This window comes from Pseudomonas sp. Eth.TT006, assembly GCF_054456575.1.
In genome coordinates this window covers 34737-48759 of record NZ_JBTJEN010000020.1, presented here as the reverse complement: position 1 = coordinate 48759, position 14023 = coordinate 34737, and the positions used below count along the sequence as shown (strand labels likewise).

11 protein-coding genes are annotated in these 14023 nt (G+C 59.8%); 1 reads left to right on the top strand and 10 read right to left on the bottom strand.

The window, feature by feature from the left end:
* Positions 1-56 precede the first annotated feature (56 nt).
* From ACXR0M_RS24490 to ACXR0M_RS24450, 9 genes are all read right to left on the bottom strand, one after another.
* The gene (locus tag ACXR0M_RS24490) at positions 57-1415 is read right to left on the bottom strand and encodes a TolC family outer membrane protein (protein ID WP_458834226.1); all 1359 of its coding nucleotides are present in this window, start codon (positions 1413-1415) and stop codon (positions 57-59) included.
* Positions 1416-1417: 2 nt separating this feature from the next.
* Positions 1418-2767, bottom strand: coding sequence for an HlyD family type I secretion periplasmic adaptor subunit (locus ACXR0M_RS24485; RefSeq protein ID WP_458834225.1), 1350 nt, complete (start codon positions 2765-2767; stop codon positions 1418-1420).
* Positions 2764-4539, bottom strand: coding sequence for a type I secretion system permease/ATPase (locus tag ACXR0M_RS24480; protein WP_458834224.1), 1776 nt, complete (start codon positions 4537-4539; stop codon positions 2764-2766). Before ACXR0M_RS24480 ends, ACXR0M_RS24485 begins: the two co-directional genes overlap by 4 nt.
* A gap of 172 nt (positions 4540-4711) precedes the next feature.
* Positions 4712-5134 carry an AprI/Inh family metalloprotease inhibitor gene (locus tag ACXR0M_RS24475; RefSeq protein ID WP_458834223.1) on the bottom strand — a complete coding sequence of 141 codons (423 nt, stop codon included), beginning with the start codon at positions 5132-5134 and terminating at the stop codon, positions 4712-4714.
* A 93-nt stretch (positions 5135-5227) separates the two neighbouring features.
* On the bottom strand, positions 5228-6694 hold the full coding sequence (locus ACXR0M_RS24470; protein ID WP_458834222.1) for a serralysin family metalloprotease: 1467 nt from the start codon (positions 6692-6694) through the stop codon (positions 5228-5230).
* A gap of 440 nt (positions 6695-7134) precedes the next feature.
* Positions 7135-8220 carry a polyamine ABC transporter substrate-binding protein gene (locus ACXR0M_RS24465; RefSeq protein ID WP_458834221.1) on the bottom strand — a complete coding sequence of 362 codons (1086 nt, stop codon included), beginning with the start codon at positions 8218-8220 and terminating at the stop codon, positions 7135-7137.
* A 56-nt stretch (positions 8221-8276) separates the two neighbouring features.
* Positions 8277-8621 carry a cupin domain-containing protein gene (locus ACXR0M_RS24460; RefSeq protein ID WP_458834220.1) on the bottom strand — a complete coding sequence of 115 codons (345 nt, stop codon included), beginning with the start codon at positions 8619-8621 and terminating at the stop codon, positions 8277-8279.
* Between the two features lie 31 nt (positions 8622-8652).
* Positions 8653-10059 carry an NAD(P)/FAD-dependent oxidoreductase gene (locus ACXR0M_RS24455; protein WP_458834219.1) on the bottom strand — a complete coding sequence of 469 codons (1407 nt, stop codon included), beginning with the start codon at positions 10057-10059 and terminating at the stop codon, positions 8653-8655.
* Between the two features lie 52 nt (positions 10060-10111).
* On the bottom strand, positions 10112-10927 hold the full coding sequence (locus ACXR0M_RS24450) for a helix-turn-helix domain-containing protein (protein WP_458834218.1): 816 nt from the start codon (positions 10925-10927) through the stop codon (positions 10112-10114).
* 262 nt (positions 10928-11189) lie between these two features.
* Between ACXR0M_RS24450 and ACXR0M_RS24445 the strand changes: the two genes are divergently transcribed.
* A complete protein-coding gene (locus ACXR0M_RS24445; protein ID WP_458834217.1) occupies positions 11190-11462 on the top strand; it encodes a DUF1652 domain-containing protein in 273 nt (90 codons plus the stop codon).
* A gap of 59 nt (positions 11463-11521) precedes the next feature.
* Here the strand turns inward: ACXR0M_RS24445 and ACXR0M_RS24440 are convergent, their stop codons facing one another.
* The gene (locus ACXR0M_RS24440) at positions 11522-13996 is read right to left on the bottom strand and encodes a UvrD-helicase domain-containing protein (protein ID WP_458834216.1); all 2475 of its coding nucleotides are present in this window, start codon (positions 13994-13996) and stop codon (positions 11522-11524) included.
* Between the last annotated feature and the right edge of the window lie 27 nt (positions 13997-14023).

Sequence of the window (14023 nt, the reverse complement as noted above, 5' to 3'; positions counted from 1 at the left end):
GTCCCCTCTCCCTCTGGGAGAGGGTTAGGGTGAGGGCCGCTCTCATGTCATGCACATTAGCGATGAGCAACACCAAACGCCTCATCCACCCGCGCCAGGTCCTGTTCGTTCAGCGTTCCCGCGTAGTAATGCAGTTTGGTCCAGGCCATCAGGTAGTCGTAGCGTGCCTGGGCCAGATCGCGGCGGGTGGTAAAGAGCTGTTGCTCGGCGTTCAGCGCATCCAGATTGGTCCGCTCACCGCCGAGAATGCTTTGTTTGGTCGACACCACCAGCGCTTCCGCCGAGGCCAGGGCTTTCTGGTAGGCGCGCAGTTTGTTGACGCCGGACAGGCAGGCGCTGAACTGGCGGCGCAGCTCGATCAGGGTTTCGCGGGTCTTGCCGTCGAGTTCGTATTCGGCCTGTTCCATGGTGCGGCTGGCCTGACGGGTCGCGGCCGATACCCCGCCGCCGGCATACAGCGGCACGTTGACTTCGAAGCCGATGGTGTTGGTGTCGTAGCGCTGGTTATAGGTGTTGCCGCTGTCCGACTCGGTCTTGCGGATCGACGCGTAGGCGCTGACTTTCGGCAGGTGCCTGGCGCGGTTGCGCTCGACTTCGTACTTGGCCACTTCCACCGCCTGGCGTTGCGACGCCAGGTTCGGGTTGTTACTGATCGCCAGCTCGTGCCAAGTGTCGTAGTTGGCCGGCATCAGCGCGAAGGTCTGGAAGTTCTGATCCAGCGGCGCCAGCTCACTGATGTCCACCGATTGCACACCGACCAGCGCGCCCAGTTCGCGCAAAGCGGCGTCCTGTTCGTTGCGCGCCTCGATCTCCTCGGCGGTCGCCAGTTCGTAGCGTGACTCGGCCTCGAGGATGTCGGTACGCGTGCCCTCGCCCTGCCTGAACATGTGCTCGTTCTGCTGGAACTGCTGCTCGTAGGCCTTTTTCTTGGCCTGGGCGATGTCGATCTGATCCTGGGCAAACAGGGCTTTGGTGTAGTTGTCCAGCACCCGCACCAGCAACTCCTGGCTCTTGCCGCGAAATGCCTCGTCGGCGAACAACGACTGCGCCACGCCCTTGCGATAGGCGGCGTAGGCTTCGTAGTCGAGCAGCGGTTGCTGCAAGGTCAGGGTCGAGCCGTAACTGTTGTAGTTGCGATCGTCGGTGACGTTGCCGCGATTGGTCAGTTGCGTGGCCTTCGAGGTGTTGTGCCCGCGGTTGTAGTTGTAGCCCAGCCTTGGCAGCAAACCGGCGCGGCCGATGGCGCGGTTTTCCAGACCGGCGTCGCGTTCCTTGATCGCGCCAAGGAACACCGGGTCGTTGCGCAATGCCTGTTCGTAGACTTCGAAAGGCCCCATGGCCGCCAGCGCGCTGTTTCCTGCGAGCAGCGCGAGCACTGCTCCCAACATCGAAAGCTTATTCATACCGCCGAACATCCTTATTCTTCCGTCAACGCAGAGCCAGCCCGATCGAGCAAGGGTTTGAACAGGTAATTGAGCAGTGAACGTTCGCCGGTGCGCACGAACATTTCCGCCGGCATACCGGGCTTGATCACCAGACCGTGGAGTTTCTCCATCGCCTGATCACTGACGCTGCTGCGCAGCACGTAGTACGGCACGCCGGTTTTTTCGTCGACCATCTGGTCGGCGGAAATCAGGCTGACCTCACCCGGCACGCGCGGTGTCTTGCTCTGGTTGAACGCGGTGAACAGGATGTCCACCGGCAGGTGCGTACCGACCTTGTCGATCAGGTTGATCGGCAAATGCCCTTCCACTTCCAGGGTGGTGCCTTGCGGAACGATCTCCAGCAGGGTTTCGCCCTGACGCACCACGGCGCCTTCGGTATGCACCCCGAGGTTGACCGCCACGCCGTCGGCGGTGGCAACGATCTCGCTGTGTTGCAGGTCGAAACCGGCCGAAGTCAGTTGCTCGGAGAGCGTCACGCTCTTGAGCTGCGCGTCAGCCAGTTGCGTGCGCACTTCCTTCTGATATTCCTCGCCATGCTGTTGCAGCTTCAAGCGCGATTCGAGGATTCCCTGCTCCACGCGCCCGCTTTCGCCGGTGTTCTCCGCCAGTTGCTGCTGCACTTGCGACAGTTGACGCTGATACTCCATCAAGCGGTTGCGCGGGATGTAACCGTTGTCCGCCAGCGGCTGCAGGTTGCTCAGTTGCTGTTGCAGCGAGTCGGCCTGGGCATTCAGATCGGTGCGCGCGCGACGCATGCCGGCCAGTTGCGCCGTGGCGCCTTCGATGCTCGCGCGCAATCCGGCCTGCTCGCGGTAGAACGCTTCGCGGCGGCTGCTGAACAGTTGACGCTGACCTTCCAGGACCAGCGCCAGACGCGGATCCGGATCGTTGCTCAGCTCGGCAGGAAAGGTGATCTGCTTGAGGTTGTCGCGCTCCGCCTGCCAGCGCGCGAGGCTGGCCCAGGCCATGCGGTATTGCGCCTGCAGCGATTGCACATCGGCGGCGACCTGGGTCTGATCGAGGCGGAACAGCGGCTGGCCCTGTTTGACGCTCTCGCCTTCGCGCACGAGGATCCGGCTGACCACACCGTTGCTCATCGATTGCACGGCCTTGCGTTTGCCCGAAACCACCACGGTGCCCTGCACCGGAATGCCCTGATCCAGCGGTGCCAGAGCAGCCCAGGTGAAGAAACTGCCGGCCCCGGCCAGCGCGAGGATCCAGCCCATGCGCGCGAAGAATTTCGCATCGCGCTCGGGGCGCTCGGTGATGTACGCGTGTTCCATGCTCGCTTCGTTTTCAGTGTTCATGCTGGCGCTGCTCATACACCCGAATTCCTTGTCGTGGGCTGGTACTGCCGGCTCATGCTGAGCCCGCCCGGTGCCTGCGCGGATTTTTCCCGTTGCTGTTCCTGAGCGCCGGACAGCGCCTTGAGCACGTCCTGACTGGCGCCGAACGCCTGCAGACGGCCGTCATTGAGCACCAGCAATTTGTCCGCCTGGGCAAGGACCGACGAGCGATGCGTTACCAGCACCACCGTGGTGCCTTTGGCCTTGAGCTGGGCGATGGCGCTGGCCAGTGCCGCTTCACCGACCGTGTCGAGGTTGGAGTTCGGTTCATCGAGCACCACCAGACTTGGCTCGCCATACATCGCCCGGGCCAGCGCCACGCGCTGCTTCTGCCCGCCGGACAGGCCGCTGCCGTCCTCGCCCAGTTGCGTGTCGTAGCCTTGCGGCAGGCGCAGGATCATTTCGTGAACGCCGGCCTGTTGCGCGGCGGCCACGACTTTCTCCGGGCTGGCCTCGCTGAAGCGGGCAATGTTCTCGGCGATGCTGCCGCTGAACAGTTCGATGTCTTGTGGCAGGTAGCCGATATATGGGCCGAGCTGGTCACGGTTCCAGCGATGAATGTCGGCCCCGTCCAGACGCACCGTGCCACCGAGGGTCGGCCATACGCCGACCAGCACCCGGGCCAGGGTCGACTTGCCGGAACCGGAGGCGCCGAGCACACCCAGCACTTCGCCGGCACCGAGATTGAAATTGACCATGTGCAAGGTTGCAGCGCGTTGCCCCGGCGGGCCGGCACTCACTTGTTCGAAGCTGATCTGGCCTTTCGGCGCCGGCAGCGCCATGGCCTCATCGCTGGGCGGGAACGCCTGCAGCAGCGCGTCCAGACGCCGGTAAGCCAGCTTCGCCCCGCTCCACTGTTTCCACACCGCGATCAACTGGTCGATCGGGCTCAGCACGCGGCCCATCAGGATCGAACCGGCAATCATCATCCCTGCGGTCATGTCGCCCTTGATCACCAGCAAGGCACCGAGGCCGAGCACCAGCGATTGCAGGCACAGGCGCAGGGTCTTGCTGATCGAGCTGATTATCGCGCCAGTGTCGCTGGCCTGGTTCTGCAGGCCGAGGAAACGCGAGTGCACGCCGAACCAGCGCTTGCGCAGTGCACCGAGCATGCCCATGGCCTGGATGGTTTCGGCGTTGTGCAGGTGGCTGGTCGCCAGTTGGCTGGACTTCTGCGAGAAACCGGCAGCTTCGCCCAGCGGCTTTTTAGTCATGTATTCGTTGAGGCACGCCAGCGCAATCAGCAGCAGCGCGCCGGCAGTGGCCAGCACGCCCAGCCAGACGTTGAACAAGTAGATGACAAAGAGATAGACCGGAAACCACGGCGCATCGAAAAATGCGAATAGCGCCGGGCCGGTGACGAACTGTCGAATGTGGGTCAGGTCGCCGAGCGATTGCCCGGCGTTGCCCTCACCCTTGAAAAGGTTGCGCTCGAACGCCGCCTGATACACCCGCAGGTTGAAGCGGCGCTCCAGCTGGCTGCCGATGCGGATCACGATAAAGCTGCGGATCACTTCCAGCGCGCCAATGAACGCGAAGAACCCGACGACCATCAACGACAACATCGCCAGGGTGGTTTCATTCTGCGAAGACAGCACGCGGTCATAGACCTGCAGCATATAAATCGAGGGCACCAGCATCAGCACGTTAATCAGTGCGGTAAAGCAGCCGACGCTGATCAGAATACTTTTATAGTCAGCCAAAGCCTTGAATAAGGGAGCGGTGGCTGGGGCCTTCGCCATCTTCATTGATTCTTCCTGAAGTGATAGATCTCGCCAGACTTCGGCGAGCGCTCAATTAATGTTCCGCTTACCTGCGAAAGATGTTTTTGCAAGTACCGCTTACAATTCAATAACAACTGCCTGTGTTCACTTATAACATTCAAGCACTGCCCTATATTCAAGTCGGCTAGTTGGTCATTTATTGGGTGGCGCGCTCGAGTGTAATCATCAGGCCCGATTTCAAAGTGGTGGAATAGAACCCGTCACGTTGTCGGCTGAGAAACACGATTCTTGAACCTTCCTTGCCGGTGACAGCAATTCCGTCGGGTTCCGGAAACCAGCCGACAGGCGAACTTTCCAGCCATGCGCCCAGGCATTCGGCACCCTTGCCTACGGTCTGGTTGGCCAGCAGTTCAAGGGCACAGGTGTTCGAAGGTTTGTCCTGCAGCTTTTGCGCTTCGGGTGCGTCATTGTTGGCGCTCAGCGTCGCTTGCCACTGGCCGGCGAATACTGACGGATCTTCGAGTCTGAGGCTGCTTGCCATGCTTGTTTCTCCAGAAATCATGATGAGCGCTGCGCTAAACCACGCCCGTGCCTTGTAGGTAAAAGCTTTACTGATCATGGGAATATTCACTCCAGCGCGTAGCCTTGCGTACGACGTCGAACGATGCAAGCAAAGAAAGCGGCGCATCACGCGCCGCTTTCCTGTTTCACATCACGCCACGATGTCGCTGGTCGCTGCCTGGCCCACGGTGCTGACCTGGAAGTCCGCCACGCCGTGCCCGGAGAAGTCCACCGACAACAGGCTGTTGCCGCCCGACGAGGTCAGGATCGCGTCGCCAGCGGCACCGGTGAAGCTGCTGACGAAGTGCAGGCCTGCGCCATTGGTGATGCCGGTCAGATCGATTTTGTCCAGACCGCTGACGAAATCGAGGATCTGATCGATCGCCCCCGGCCTGGAATCGGAACTGGCGGCGAACACGAAGGTGTCCGAACCTGCACCGCCCCACAGTTTGTCCGCACCACCGGCGCCGTAGAGGATGTCGTTGCCGGCACCGCCCTTGAGCTCGTTGGACACACTGTTGCCGATCAGCAGGTCGTTGCCCGAACCGCCGATGGCGTTCTCGATGGTCACGCCTTTGGCGATCGATACGTTACCGATCAGGCCGCCAACGTCGGAGAACGACGCTTCGTTGAGGTTGATCTTCTGGTTCTGGGTGAAGCCCGAGAAGTCGAAGGTATCCTTGCCGCCCGCATCCCACACCGAGAACACCAGCTTGTCGCTCGACGACGAGGCGCTGAGGAAATCGCGACCGGCGTTGGAGTTGAAGCCGTAGGTGGTGTCACCGGTACGGGTGCTCATGTTGGCGCCGTAGAGCTTCTGGATGGCCGCAATGTCGTCCATCAGCGGGCCGGACGAATACGCTTCGACGCCGCCCTTGCTGAAGTTCTGACTGGTATTGCTTTCGCTCCAGTAGCTCATGACGCTGTAGCCGCGAGTGTCCTGGCCGTAGGAAGCGTCGTTGTAGGTCGGGTTGCCATTCCCGGCGTTATAGTCGCCAGGGTGAGCCAGACCCAGGGTGTGGCCGATTTCGTGAGTCAGGGTCTGACGCCCGTAATTGTTCAGGTCCGGGGTCTTGTTCTGCGTGTAGCCACTGTTGATCAGGTACCACGAGGTGCCGTCATAACCGGCGCCTGTGCCTGGCAGATAAGCGAACGCCGCAGCACCATCCTGGCCACCACTGTAGTTCCCGAAGGTCATGTGGGCGTCACCGCCCGTGGCTTTTTCGGTGAAGGTCACGTTGGCCACGTCGGCCCAGGATTGCATGGCGAGCTTGGCCTGGGTCTGTTGTTGCGTACTGAACTGGCTGAACCCGCTGATCCCGTGCTTGTTCATCGTGCTGGACGAGGCCGAAGTCAGGAACGTATAGGTGAGTTCGATCTTGCCGCTGCCATCCTTGTCCTGGTAGGCAGCGCCGTCGCGCAGCAACTGGGTTGCAGCCTGGTCGACGGAGAAGGAGGGTTTGCCATTGACCGTGAGGTTACCGCCACGGTCGTACTGGTGGCTGAAGCTATTGATCTGGTTCCAGGCGGAGCTGGTTGCAGCCAGAGGCTGCACGGCGCCGACAGGCACGAATGTGTCTGCGGTGATATCAATAGCGTTAGCTTTTACTTTCGACATAAACACACTTCCTTGTTTAGCAATGGAACAGTTTTTGTCAGATAGGGACAATCCCTGGCGAGATCGTCCTATCACTCGCCCAATGAAGGCATCAGAAACCTGACACAATTTGAAATCTGTCGTCTAGCGTTTTTTTGAGATCAAATTGCACTAGTCCGGAAAACTGCCGTAAACAAAGCCTGCGGAGGCGAAAGAATGTTTTAGTGGATTGCGCCCTGCCAAATTGTCTGACGATTTTCTATTTAAATATTAAATATGGCTAAGTTGTTTTTCGTTAGGCGCGTCTCACTTTCCTGCACTTTATTAGTGCGATGCCAGTGCATTGATATCAGCCCAATAAACACGCCTTTGTAGGAGCTGCCGAAGGCTGCGATCTTTTGATCTTAAAAGCAAAGTCAAAAGATCGCAGCCTGCGGCAGCTCCTACAGGGTTGAAGTGGATCAGCTACCGGTACGGATCTTGTTCCATACCCGCGTGCGGATCCGGTCGATATTCAGCGGCATCGCCTCCAGCGCAAACAGCTTGCCCATCATCTCCGGGCTCGGGTAAACCTTGGTGTCGCCCTTGATCGCCGGGTCGATCAGGCCGTCAGCCGCCTGGTTGCCGTTGGCGTAGTGCACGTAATTGCTGATGCCGGCCATCACGTCCGGGCGCAGCAGGTAGTTCATGAAGGCGTAACCGGCCTTCTCGTCCGGCGCATCGGCGGGCATCGCTACCATGTCGAACCAGATCGCCGCGCCCTCCTTGGGAATGGCGTAACCGATATCAACGCCATTCTTCGCCTCCTTGGCGCGGTTTTCCGCTTGCAGAATGTCGCCGGAGAAACCGACGGCGACGCAGATATCGCCGTTGGCCAGGTCGCTGGTGTATTTCGAGGAATGGAAGTAACTGACATACGGCCGCACTTTCATCAGCAGCGCTTCGGCCTTTTTGTAATCGTCGGGGTTCTTGCTGTGTGGCGGCAATCCCAGATAGTTGAGCGCCGCCGGCAGTAATTCCGGGCCGTTGTCGAGGATGGCGACGCCGCATTTCTGCAGTTTTTCCATGTACTCGGGCTTGAAGATCAGATCCCAGGAATCCACCGGCGCGTTGTCACCCAGCACCGCTTTGACCTTGGCGATGTTGTAACCGATCCCGGTGCTGCCCCACAGGTACGGGAAGCCGTGCTCGTTGTTCGGGTCGTTGACCTGCAAAGCCTTGAGCAACACCGGGTTGAGGTTCTTCCAGTTCGGCAACTGGCTCTTGTCGAGCTTCTTCAGCGCCCCGCCCTGAATCTGCCGGGCCATGAAGTGGTTGGACGGAAACACCACGTCGTAGCCGGATTTACCGGTCATCAACTTGCCGTCGAGGGTTTCGTTGCTGTCGTAGACGTCATAGGTGACACCGATGCCGGTGTCTTTCTGGAAATTTTTCGTGGTGTCCGGTGCGATGTAGTCGGACCAGTTGTAAACCTTGACCGTTTCCGCGGCATGGCTGATCGAGGCGGCCAGCAGCAGCGGCGCCAGGCTGAGGGTTTTCTGGAGCATGGGGTCGATTCCTGTAGAGACTATTGTTGTTGGCAGGCAATCAAAGGATCAGACAATCAGAAAATCAGCACGTAGCTCTTGCGCACGGTCTCCTGGATATCCCAGATACCGAGCGTGTTGGCCGGCAACATCAGTGCGTCGCCACCTTGTATGTGCAGGATTTCGCCGCCGTCGTCCGGGGTGAACGTGCAACGCCCGGAAATGAAATGGCAGAACTCCTGAGCGGTGATCTGTCGGCGCCAACGCCCCGGCGTGCATTCCCAGACGCCGGTTTCCACGCCGTCGTCGCGCTCGACACTGGTGGTCGAGGCAATGGCGATGGGTTGGCCGAGGGGCACGGCGACCGGGTTCGACTCGTCCAGCTGCAGGCTGGCGGTGTTCTTGAACTGCGTAATGTTCATGGCGGAACCTGTCTTGTGAGGAAAACGGCGCTTAGTGCATGAAACCTTCCATAAAGCCCGCGACCCGACTGGCGAGCTTGCGTCGCAAAGGCGCGGTGGCCGGGTTGGCCAGGGTCTGGTCTTCATGGACGAAGCTTTTGATGATCGCGTTGTAGCCCAGCCAGCGGCACGGCTCGGGCTCCCAGGCGCGCAGCGCATGAATCCCGCCGTCCGCCAGCACCCACGGCTGCTGCACCAGTTCGGTGTCACGTTCGAGGATCAGATCGGCCAGGGTGCGACCACCCAGATTGCTGGCACCGACACCCTCCCCGCCATAACCGCCGGACAGCGCAATGCCATTGGCGCGATCACAAAGCATGTGCGGCTTGAAATGCCGGGACATGCCAAGGTTGCCGCCCCAGGCGTGGGTGATCTGCACGTTTTTCAGTTGCGGGAACAGCTCGCCGAACAGATAACGGCGCAGCTCGACCTCATCGCGGGTCAGGTCGAAGTTGTGCCGCAGCTTGCCGGCGAACTGGTAACCACCGCGGGCACCGAAGATCAGGCGGTTGTCGGCGCTGCGCTGGCCATACGTGACCTGGCGGCTGAACTCGCTGAACGCCTGGCCGCGATTGAGGCCGATTTCGTCCCAGGTCGCCGCCGACAACGGCTCGGTGGCGACAATCAGGCTTTGCACCGGCAGTTGATAGCGCCCCAGCGGCGGCAGCGTGACCGAATAACCTTCGACGGCCGGCACGATCCAGCGACTGCGCACGCTGGCCTTGGCCGTACGCAAGCTGCCCGACTGCCAATGGGTGACCGGGCTGTTTTCGTAGATCTTCACCCCCATGCCCTGCACCGTACGCGCCAGACCGCGCACCAGCTTCGCCGGGTGGATGGTCGCCACATGCGGCGCGTAAATACCGCCATAGGCTTTGGCGATACGTATCTGTTGCGCCAGTTGCTCAGGGCTTAGCCAGCGATAATCGTTGTCGGTAAGGCCCTGAGCATGCAACTTGGCAAGGTATTCGCGCAGGCTGGCTTCCTGCTCGGGGTAGCGAGCGGCGCAGTACAACACCCCGCCTTTGCGATAATCGCAGCGGATATCTTCACGTTCGAGGACGATTTCCACTTCGTCCGGAATGCTGTGCAGCAAATCGAACGAGGCGCGACGCTGTTGCGGCGACAGACCCGCGAGCAGCCGATCCTCGCCCAGCAGATTGCCCATCAGCCAGCCGCCATTGCGCCCGGATGCACCGAAACCGGCGGTTTGCGCCTCGACGATGGCGATGTCCAGGCCCGGCGCGAGCTTTTTCAGGTAGTACGCGGTCCACAGCCCGGTGTAACCGGCGCCGATGATTGCCACGTCGACATCCAGATCCTGCTCCAGTGCCGGCCTTGCCAGCAGCGGTTCGTCAAGCTGGTCCATCCACAAACTGATAGTGCGCCACGCCGGCATGCAAGACTCCGCCACTGAAAACCTTCGATGGCGTCGATCCTAGTGGCTCGGATCAGGACAAGTCTTGCGCGCGTGCCCGCAAAGAAATTTGTTTGGCGTAGGCCTTGGGTGACTGGCCGGTGTGCTGACGAAAACAGCTGTAGAACGCCGACAACGAATTGAACCCGGCGGCAAACGCCAGCTCGTCGATGCGCAGTGGTGAGGCAGCGCAGTCCAGCGATTTCAGCAGATGTTGCAGGCGCGCCTGATTCACGTAGCGGTAGAAACTCTGCCCCAACACCTGGTTGAGCAGATAGGAAATCTGGTTGCGGCTGTAGCCGCACTCCTTCGCCACCCGTTGCAGGTCCAGCTCCGGGTCAAGATACGGCTGCTGCCGTTCGAAGTATTGCTGCAGATCCTCGGCCATGAAACTCAGCTGACGCGGTGACAGCCCGAGGCGGCTGACCGCCGGACGCTGACTGGGCGCCGCAGCATCCTGGCTTTGCCCGCGAACCAGCGACGCATATTCGTTGACCCGCCAGATCAGGCCGTCCCTGACCGTGATCGCTTCACTGGAGCGGAACGACACGAGACCATCGCCACCGCGCAGGGTCACTTCGTACTGAATGAACGCAGTGTTGCCATCCACGCGAATCCGGTCGCAATGCTCCAGCGCTTCGTCGGATTCTCGCGGCATGCTGACGCGCACGTACTCGCGCAACTCGTCGAGGCCAAGGACCCGATTCTGGAAGAAATCGTTGTACTGAACCTCGGGGTGATACAGCGCTATGACGCTGTCGAGGTCGCGGTGCTTCCAGCTCAGGTGATAGCGCATGACCGTGGCGGCCGTGGCCGGGGTCTGTTGTGGGCCGTCATCGTCGGCGTGCATAAAAGGCTCGGCAGAAAAAGATCGAGCTTGCCCAAGTTCGGCGCGGCGAGCAACGGCTAGCGGTGATGGCCTTTTGGCGATGAATGATCGGCGCGTGACTTACATCAAAAAACGCGCAGCAATCGCAAAATGAACTGAAAAACCTCACGGAAATTTCACATGCGGATGCTACTTTTAATGTCATTGACCGGTTGAGCCATTGAAGGCTCTTCCCACCTAGCATGAGCGAATGGAAACGCTCGATGAAGAAGGCGGGTAACACATGAACAACGGCTCCAGTAAAGTCACCTTCCCCAACGCGTGTCAGCTGATGCGCTGGCACTTTCATCCCATGGGTTTCGAAGCAACGATGGATGCACCGGGCAGCATGATTGCCCGTCTGTTTGATCGTGCCAGCGGCGAAACCCTGATCGCCATTGCCGGCATTCCTTGTGCCACGGTGATGAATGCAGCGGATGTCGAGCGCATCATTGAAGCCGTGGAGGATGAACTGGAGACTTTCATTCCTCCGGAATCCCTCAAGAGTTACGCATAACCCTTTGTTTTTAATAAAAAAGCCCGCCAATGATGGCGGGCTTTTTTTGTACCTGATGGTCAGGCAGATTTTACTTTTGCGCGGTGATCGGCGAAGAATGCCTTGCCTTGGGCAACCCGATCGGACGCCCTCGGCATGTTCACAGCTTGAGCCTCCTGCGGTTCGACGTACCAATAACAATGGCTGGCGGCCCGAGTGATGCCAACGTAAGCCAGGCGCAGGATTTCGTCCTTTTGCGCCGTGTCATACGGCTCGCTGTCGCCGGTCTTGCCGAGCCCGGCCATGCGGTAAACCTGATTTTTATACGGTGAGCTGGTCAGGTGCTGGCAATCGCCAAGCAGGAAAACCGCATCGGCCTGCAGGCCTTTGGCACTGTGGTACGTGAGCTGTTTCAGGCGCCGAGCGTCGTAGGGCAAGCTCGAATCAACATTAACTACTGACTGAATATGCTGCTCAAACAGTGACTTATCGCTACCTTTTCGATAAAGCATCAAGATCGTATCACCACGATTGTAATGCTCGGCCAGGCGCTGGCCCATGGCCTCATCGTTACGCTCCAGTACATTGACCGGTTGCAGCGGCTTTGGCGCGCCGCCGGCCTTGGCCTTCTTGCCCGGAATCGCCGGTGCGGCACGCACAATGTGCTCGGCCGCATCAATGATGTGCTGATGGCTGCGGTAGTTGTCACTGAGCATCACCCGGGTGGTGCTCGGTGACGGGAATTCCTTGTTGAACTCCATGAAGTAACTCGGCGAACTGCCGCGCCAACCGTAGATTGACTGCCAGTCGTCTCCCACACAGAGCAAAGATGAACGCTGGGCTCCTCGCCCGACATGCATGGCCGGGCCGCGACTGCGAATTTCCGCGAGACTGGCGCGAATCCAGGAGACAATTTGCGGCGAAACGTCCTGAAACTCGTCGATCATCAGGTGCGACATGGGCCTCAGCAGCTCATCACTGAGAAGCTTGAGGTTCTCCGGCGAATGCTCGCTGAACAGCGCAAACATTCGGTTATAGGTCATCACCGGCGGTTTCTGATCGAGCAGATGATCTTCCAGCGCGCGCCAGAACAGGCTCAGCGCTTCGAAGAAGAACCGGTCCGGATCGTCCTTGGCAAAACTCATGCGTCCGACCGCATCCGGCACATCCAGCCCGAGGTTTTCGATGAAGCCAGCCGCCGCGACAAAACAGTCCAGCAGTGGCGCCGACGCCAACTCGCCTTTGACCTTGTAATCGAAACCTGGACCGGCGCTGGCATCAGCGGCCAGCATCGCCAAAACCCGCTTTGATGAGTCGTAGCTATCTAACCAAATCAATGGTTTACGACAGAAAGCTTGAAACAGAGTGCGCTTTACGGCCCACTCGGCGCGGACACTGAGCTTGGCATTGGGTCTGCAGATCTGCGGGTTTTCCCGAGGATCAAAACCCAGCACTACCCAGGCATCCAGACTGGGAATGTAGCCATGGCAATGGAAGGTTGAGCCATTAATTTCAAAAGTTTGCCGGCTGGGCTCGATACCCTTGATCGGCCAGGCACCGGCACGAAACCACAGATCTTCGATGGCGTCGCACAGCTCTTCATCGCGCTTGGCCGCCAATTCAGTCACGGCCATACGCTTTTGCACGTCCGGGTGATCGCGTTCCAGCTCCTTGAGCTGCAAGCCGGCCTTGGCCAATGGCTGAATCAACTGACGGAAACGCTCGTCTTCGGTAAACAACCGGTGATAACAGGCGTTGAGTTGGCGGCGCTGGGCGTCGTTAATGCGCAGGTCGAACGGATTGCTGTCGACTTCCTCGTCAGCGCCTTGCATCCGGTCACTCAGGTTCTCGAACGCCTGCAAGCGCTCGAACCCCGGCAGACTGCGGACCATCGGCAAAATACGTGAATGGAAGGTGCGCACCAGCTCCCGCGCCTGCTTCAAGCTTAGCGGCCGGCCCCACAGGGCGAACAATTCGATCAGTTTGTTGATGAAATCCTTGCGCGATTCACGGGTGAAGGTCACCACGGTCATCGAGTCCAGCTCAAAGCCCAGGTAGTGCGTGAGCAACAGGATACGCAACACCAGCGTGGTCGACTTGCCGGCTCCGGCCCCGGCAATCACTGAGGTTGACGGCGTATCACTGAAGATCATCTTCCATTGAGCAACGCTGGGCTGGGCGTGTTCAGGCAGCAGGCGCGCCACATCGGCCTTCATGCGCTTCTTCAGTTCGGCACTGAGCGGCAGACGCCAATCGTCGAACAGATGGTTGTCGATGCTCGGCGGACGGTGCTCGGTATTGCGACTGTCACGAATCAGCAGGATTTGTCGGCCTTCTTCCAGGCCTTCGAGCTTGCCCTCTTTAAAGCCGTACTCCACGCCGGCGGTGTGACCGCTGCGAAACCCGTCGGCCTGACCGTGCAGCCATGAAGCACGATGCTGCGCGCGCAAGCGGGTCAGACCATGGCCGAAGAACCGCGCGGCCAGGCGCTTGAACCAGGGCATCTCGGCTAGGGGGCGGAGTTCGGGAGGAAGATCGGGAGTGTGTTGCGTCACGCTGAGGGCTCCAGGGTGTGAGGCTGT

Bases quoted from the DNA above. Each gene is read 5' to 3' on its own strand.
- ACXR0M_RS24490 (WP_458834226.1), bottom strand. From the start codon at position 1,415: ATGTTCGGCGGTATGAATAAGCTTTCGATGTTGGGAGCAGTGCTCGCG.
- ACXR0M_RS24485 (WP_458834225.1), bottom strand. From the start codon at position 2,767: ATGAGCAGCGCCAGCATGAACACTGAAAACGAAGCGAGCATGGAACAC.
- ACXR0M_RS24480 (WP_458834224.1), bottom strand. From the start codon at position 4,539: ATGAAGATGGCGAAGGCCCCAGCCACCGCTCCCTTATTCAAGGCTTTG.
- ACXR0M_RS24475 (WP_458834223.1), bottom strand. From the start codon at position 5,134: ATGATCAGTAAAGCTTTTACCTACAAGGCACGGGCGTGGTTTAGCGCA.
- ACXR0M_RS24470 (WP_458834222.1), bottom strand. From the start codon at position 6,694: ATGTCGAAAGTAAAAGCTAACGCTATTGATATCACCGCAGACACATTC.
- ACXR0M_RS24465 (WP_458834221.1), bottom strand. From the start codon at position 8,220: ATGCTCCAGAAAACCCTCAGCCTGGCGCCGCTGCTGCTGGCCGCCTCG.
- ACXR0M_RS24460 (WP_458834220.1), bottom strand. From the start codon at position 8,621: ATGAACATTACGCAGTTCAAGAACACCGCCAGCCTGCAGCTGGACGAG.
- ACXR0M_RS24455 (WP_458834219.1), bottom strand. From the start codon at position 10,059: ATGCCGGCGTGGCGCACTATCAGTTTGTGGATGGACCAGCTTGACGAA.
- ACXR0M_RS24450 (WP_458834218.1), bottom strand. From the start codon at position 10,927: ATGCACGCCGACGATGACGGCCCACAACAGACCCCGGCCACGGCCGCC.
- ACXR0M_RS24445 (WP_458834217.1), top strand. From the start codon at position 11,190: ATGAACAACGGCTCCAGTAAAGTCACCTTCCCCAACGCGTGTCAGCTG.